The sequence below is a fragment of the Fulvivirga kasyanovii genome, assembly GCF_009711405.1.
Taxonomy (GTDB): Bacteria; Bacteroidota; Bacteroidia; order Cytophagales; family Cyclobacteriaceae; genus Fulvivirga; species Fulvivirga kasyanovii.
This window is the reverse complement of sequence record NZ_SMLW01000642.1, coordinates 1-5,449: the sequence shown is the minus strand read 5'-3', so window position 1 is coordinate 5,449 and position 5,449 is coordinate 1. Positions and strand designations below refer to the sequence as shown.

The window sequence follows — 5,449 nt, the reverse complement described above, 5'->3', positions numbered from 1 at the left end:
AAAAACCACATAAATCCCTGATTTTAAGAAAAATAGAACATTTGAACATATCTCAATGCGTGCATAAATTTCTTCAACATTAGCGTATAGAACTATTACAAAATGGTGGGAGAAAGTGGGGGAATTTTTCCAATACTTCCCAAAAGTGGGAGAAAATACCACTCAACGCCAGGATTCTTACTTCGTAGGAGCGCTAATGGATGAAATTAAAAAATCTGTGAAATAAACGGAGACGAAAAAATAGTGCATGTAACATGAAGCAGAAATGGTTACCTACGCCTATTGCTGTAATAGGCTGGGTATTCTGGTCAAGCGGAATTTCTGGGGAGAGCCTAAATTTTTACCTCTTTGCTGACAGACAGTTGTTAATAGCAATCGGCAAAAGCAATCGACAAACTCGTATAATATAACAATAAGCACGGTTTACTGATTTTCAGTGGCAAGTTTCACATTACTTGCTTTACTTTCCAATCTATTTACTCCACAGGTTTTACGCTTGTTCCGGTATTCTCACAGCTTTTGCTGATTTTTATTAACAAACGCCTGTCGATACAGAATCAAGAATGCTATTATTTCCCCAAAAATCCAGCTTACACCACACATACCGTCATGCTACTATTGACAAATTCTTCAATCTTTGAATCTCATCATCTGTCATACACAGTTCAGAAGTTAGGATCTCATGGGTGTGAGCCCCAAAATGAGGCGGTGGGGAAAGGTGGGGATTTTTTTCTTTTTCTCCGGAAAAATGTGCTGCAAAGGTTGCAATACCTCGTGCTCCGCTCTGCTCAAGAGACAATGATCTTACTTCCTCCATCTGCACGGCTTCCTTCACACTCTGCACCACACCTACCGGCACTTTCAATTTGTTCAATTGCTCCAACAGGTTACCCGATTCTCGTTGAGATATTGCAGACTGCAAAAGCTCATACAGCGCCTGCCTGTTCCTGACTCTTGCGCTGTTATTCTTATAAGCCTCACTTAGAGGTAAATCATTTAAGTTCAAACATTTACACAAAAAAGAAAACTGCCTGTCTGTACCCACTGCAAGTATGATTTCTCGCTGGTCTTTTGACGAAAAAATATCTCCATAAGGAGCAATATTAGGATGTGAAGACCCCTGCCTAGACGGGACTTTGCCAGCCATTAACCAATTCGTACCCTGGTTTGCCAGAGAAGCTACAGCCGCCTCTATTAGTGAAACCGAAACCTCACTACCCTCCCTGGTTTTTAGCTTATGAATGTATGCCAAAAGTAGGGCTTCTTTGAGATGATGGCCGGCAAGAATATCCATCAGTGCCACGGGCATTTTTACTGGTCTCCCTCCCTGCTCACCATTCATAGACATAAAACCTGCCTCTGCCTGGATGATAGCATCATAGCCCACTTTAGGATTGCCTTCGCCGTAGCCAGTAATTTTACCATAGAGCAGGTCTTTTTTTATTTTTTTCAGCGATTGATAATCAACACCAAGCTTTTCTGCATCTCCCGGCTTATAGCTCGCTATCACTATGTCTGTTTTGGGCAATAATTTGTGCAAGATCTCCAGGCCTTGTTTACCGGATATATCCAACGCCATAGATTTTTTGCCCCAGTTAATGCTGGCAAAGTAAGCTGAAATATCCCCTCCCACCTCATCTCTGAGCTTCCATGTGCGTGTAACATCTCCATGGTTCCCAGGGTTTTCTATCTTTATCACTTCCGCTCCCAGTTCTGCGAAAAACTGCCCTACACTCGGGCCGGCCAATACTGACGCCAATTCAATAACCCTGATCCCGGAAAACAATTCTCTACCCTGCATAAAAGCCATGTTTAAAATTCAAAACTATTCAAAAATTTAACTTCGCCACTTTCAGTCTATAATTACTTCATCATCACCGGTACTGCAAAGTTTATCAAAATCAAGATCATGCGGAATTTCTGGGAAACATTAACTTTTCACCTCTGCGCTTGCCAGACAGTTGTTAATAGCAGTTTACAACTGACATAAAACGTCAATAGAGTGCGATTTACTGATTTTCAATGGCAAACTTCACATTGAATTGTTTTATTTCCCGATCCGTTTGCTCCAGAGATTTTTAGCTTGACCCAAAATTATTCGCGCATTTTATACCCAGTGTTTCAAAATTGAAATATGTAATACATAAAAAAATGTCACATAATTTATAAGAGTGAACAATGGATACATACACCTGCATTGACAATAGCAATCAACTAATTGTCAGAATAAAATCAGTTATTCCTTAGCAGCCAAACTGCATGTATTAATTCATAAAAGCTCAATAAGTTTAATATTTCAACCAAAACTTACATGACAAAAAAACATGTTCAAACATCTTAAAACTAAAATATATCAAGAAATCATCCTACCCAATCAATTTATCTAACAATTACAATTGAAATTGACCTTTAAAGTCATATGCGTAATTTTCCCGGTCAATCTCATAGTTCATAACTTTTTAGATCGCCTAATTTAGCAACACACAAACCTCAACGATTATGAGAGATAAGAAAAAGTTTAAAATTAATGACTTGAAAGTGAAGAGCTTCGTAACCTCTATGAAAGAGGTACGCGGTGGTGCAGCCCCTACTTTTAATGTAGACTGCCCCTACTTCAAAACTCAGCCCAAGACATGCGTTGAATCAGTAAACTGGTGCTGGACTCCATAATTTTTGATCAAAAAAGGCGATAACCCGAAAAGCCTTACATTGTAAATAGAGTAGGGAAAACCAAATTAAATGCTAAAACCAATGAAAAACAGCAAAAAGAAAAAGGCAACTTTGAAAGCGTTACAAGTGAAGAGTTTCGTAACATCAGTTAAAAACCAAAACGTGCTAAGAGGCGGAACCTGCCTTGAGCCTACTTTGGTAGGTCCTGAGTGCGAAGCTTAAGTATAATCTTCTAAAAATTGCCATGCGGCCATTGTGCTGCATGGCAATACTTTTTTATTATCTGCTACAAACCACGGATCAAGCAGGGTTAATCACTAATCCCCTTCCAGCCTTCTTTGTTGTTATTCACAAGTACTCATAGCAGCATTTACAGACCAGCATCACAACTCATATAACTTCCTATTTATTCAAATTTTCTCAATTAAATGCTATCTTTCTTGCTTCAAATGTAAAATTGACCTCATGGAGAAAGACATTAAGAAGATCAAGAACATTTTATCCGTATTGCTGGCGTTTTTATTAGTTTATCTTCTTTCAGTGTTATCCTCTTTACTCATTCCATTGGCCCTGGCACTTTTTATAGCCATACTTCTACAACCTGTTTTATCATGGTTTGAAAGTAAAAGATGGCCATTTGCGCTTAGCCTTACTGTAGTCTCGGTGAGCAGCCTTGGTATATTATGGCTCCTGGGCATGTTGTTTTACCGCACCGGGGTCAACATTATAAAGCAGAAGGCTTACCTGCTTCATCAGGTGCATATCAAGCTTGATGAGGTACTGGTCTGGATCAATAGCCTGCCAGGTGTCGACATTCAGTCCGGGGATCTGGTTGGTGTCATTTCAGGCATAATGAGTTACGACTGGCTAATCAAATCATCAGGACAATTTGCCGGCATACTGGGCGATTTCACCGGCACATTTTTCATGACCGCACTTTACCTTATCGGTTTCCTTGGAGGTATTCTCAAATATGAGCAATACATCCATTACCTGCAGGAGGGTTCTACCGACAATGATCAAAGTATGCTCTCGGGCTTTGAGCAGGTAAAATCATCCATAGTAACTTATATGAAGGTCAAGTTTTTCGTCAGCTTTCTCACAGGGTTAGGCTATTTTATCATTTGCTGGGCTTTTGGGATCAAATTTGCTTTCTTTTGGGGGTTTCTGGCTTTTCTGCTAAACTTTATCCCAACCGTAGGCTCTATAATTGCTACTATCCCTCCTTTATTGTTTGGTCTTATCCAGTTTTCATCTATGGGCGCAGTTGGTATACTTGTAGTACTTTTAATGGCCGTGCAAATAGTCATGGGCAATGTGGTTGAGCCCAAAGTCACCGGTTCCAGCCTGTCGTTAAACACCATCGTTGTCATACTCGGGCTGGTCTTCTGGGGGTATTTGTGGGGAATTACGGGAATGATCCTGTCCGTACCTCTATTGGTACTGACTAAGGTAATCTTATCACAACTGCCCGATGCTCAATTACTGGTGAGGCTTATGGGAAGCCGTGAAGAAAAACCGTCACCTCCTGCGGCTCCTGTACAAGCAGAGCCTGATGTGGAGTGATCCGTTCGGTTAAGGCAGAGTAACCTTTACTTTTGTGCCTTTATTATACTTGCTGGACAGCTCTATTTGTCCTCGCAGCTTTTCAACCGCCGCCCTTGCAATGTGCAGTCCCAGACCATTTCTATTCGAAACAGCTTCGGCTTTATAAAACATTTCGAAGAGCCTCTCCTGGGCATCTTCTTTAATTCCCCTGCCGTTGTCCTCAATATAAAACTGCAACTTGCCCTCTACTTCTTCAATACGTATTACTACCGTATGCTTTTCCTCATTTCTCTCATAGCGATAGCGGCACGCATTGTCTATCAGGTTACGCAGGATACGACTGAGCAGATACTTACTGTAGCAGTGCTTCCTGAAAACTTTTACATGGATTACCACATTAATGTCATCAACAGGGATAAAGCGGGACAGATCTTCCAGAATACCTCCAATGAGCTCTTCAAAGTTTATCTCTTCCACTGAAAAACGGTTGGTGTGTATAGATGATAGCTTACGAAGGTCCATCAGCAGAGAGTCCAGCCGGGAAGTGCTTTGCACCATCATATCGAGATAACTTAGTAGTTTATCATCCTTCAGGTCAGTTCTGGCCAGGTTAAGTAGCCCCTGAATGGTGGTGATCGGCGATCTCAGGTCATGAGAAGACTTATACAGCAGTGTGTCGAGGGTTTGGTTTGACTTCTTCAGTTCTACCTCCAACAGGCCTATGCGCTGAGTTTGCTCAAGTATGTTAGTTATATCCCTACCTATAGAAATATAGTTTCTATTTCCCGCTGCTGTTGACAGGTAGAGTATAACCTTGGTGTCGAGGTAGAAGTAATTGCCATTTTTCTTTTTGTTAACAAACACTTTCCTGAATGAATTTCTGCTTCCATTCAGACCTTTGATATTCTCCCAGTAGGCATCAGTAAAAGCTTTATCAGAGCGAAGCGCATCAATTGACTTACCTTCGATCTCGTCCTTCCTATATCCTGAAACTTGCTCAAATGACGGATTCACATAGAGTATCTTCCCTCTGTTATTCACTATGGCTATAGTATCAGAGGTATGCTCAAAAAAGATCTTATTTAACCGCCAACTACTCACAGGTTATGGTTTTCACTGTTCCCACAATCAACAGGAATTGTTATCAATTACTATATCATAAATATCTATGTAAGTTTTAGAGAATGCCCTAAACAAAAAGCAACCTTTTGTCTTTCAATCACTTCTGTAT

5 protein-coding genes are annotated in these 5,449 nt (G+C 40.6%); 3 read left to right on the top strand and 2 right to left on the bottom strand.

What is annotated here, in order from left to right; all coding sequences use genetic code 11:
- Positions 1 to 607 precede the first annotated feature (607 nt).
- Positions 608 to 1,801, bottom strand: a complete 1,194-nt coding sequence (locus E1163_RS22665; protein ID WP_155174758.1) for a CaiB/BaiF CoA transferase family protein — start codon at positions 1,799 to 1,801, stop codon at positions 608 to 610.
- A 698-nt stretch (positions 1,802 to 2,499) separates the two neighbouring features.
- Between E1163_RS22665 and E1163_RS22660 the strand changes: the two genes are divergently transcribed.
- From E1163_RS22660 to E1163_RS22650, 3 genes are all read left to right on the top strand, one after another.
- Positions 2,500 to 2,670, top strand: coding sequence for a pinensin family lanthipeptide (locus tag E1163_RS22660; RefSeq protein ID WP_155174757.1), 171 nt, complete (start codon positions 2,500 to 2,502; stop codon positions 2,668 to 2,670).
- 81 nt (positions 2,671 to 2,751) lie between these two features.
- The gene (locus E1163_RS22655; protein WP_155174756.1) at positions 2,752 to 2,892 is read left to right on the top strand and encodes a pinensin family lanthipeptide; all 141 of its coding nucleotides are present in this window, start codon (positions 2,752 to 2,754) and stop codon (positions 2,890 to 2,892) included.
- Positions 2,893 to 3,135: 243 nt separating this feature from the next.
- Positions 3,136 to 4,236 (top strand): AI-2E family transporter, encoded by a 1,101-nt coding sequence (locus tag E1163_RS22650; protein WP_155174755.1) that lies wholly within the window; start codon positions 3,136 to 3,138, stop codon positions 4,234 to 4,236.
- 9 nt (positions 4,237 to 4,245) lie between these two features.
- Here the strand turns inward: E1163_RS22650 and E1163_RS31570 are convergent, their stop codons facing one another.
- Positions 4,246 to 5,319 (bottom strand): ATP-binding protein, encoded by a 1,074-nt coding sequence (locus E1163_RS31570; protein ID WP_155174754.1) that lies wholly within the window; start codon positions 5,317 to 5,319, stop codon positions 4,246 to 4,248.
- Between the last annotated feature and the right edge of the window lie 130 nt (positions 5,320 to 5,449).

Excerpts from the sequence above, each read along its gene's own strand:
- E1163_RS22655 (WP_155174756.1), top strand. The coding sequence starts at position 2,752 with ATGAAAAACAGCAAAAAGAAAAAGGCAACTTTGAAAGCGTTACAAGTG.
- E1163_RS22660 (WP_155174757.1), top strand. The coding sequence starts at position 2,500 with ATGAGAGATAAGAAAAAGTTTAAAATTAATGACTTGAAAGTGAAGAGC.
- E1163_RS22650 (WP_155174755.1), top strand. The coding sequence starts at position 3,136 with ATGGAGAAAGACATTAAGAAGATCAAGAACATTTTATCCGTATTGCTG.
- E1163_RS22665 (WP_155174758.1), bottom strand. The coding sequence starts at position 1,801 with ATGCAGGGTAGAGAATTGTTTTCCGGGATCAGGGTTATTGAATTGGCG.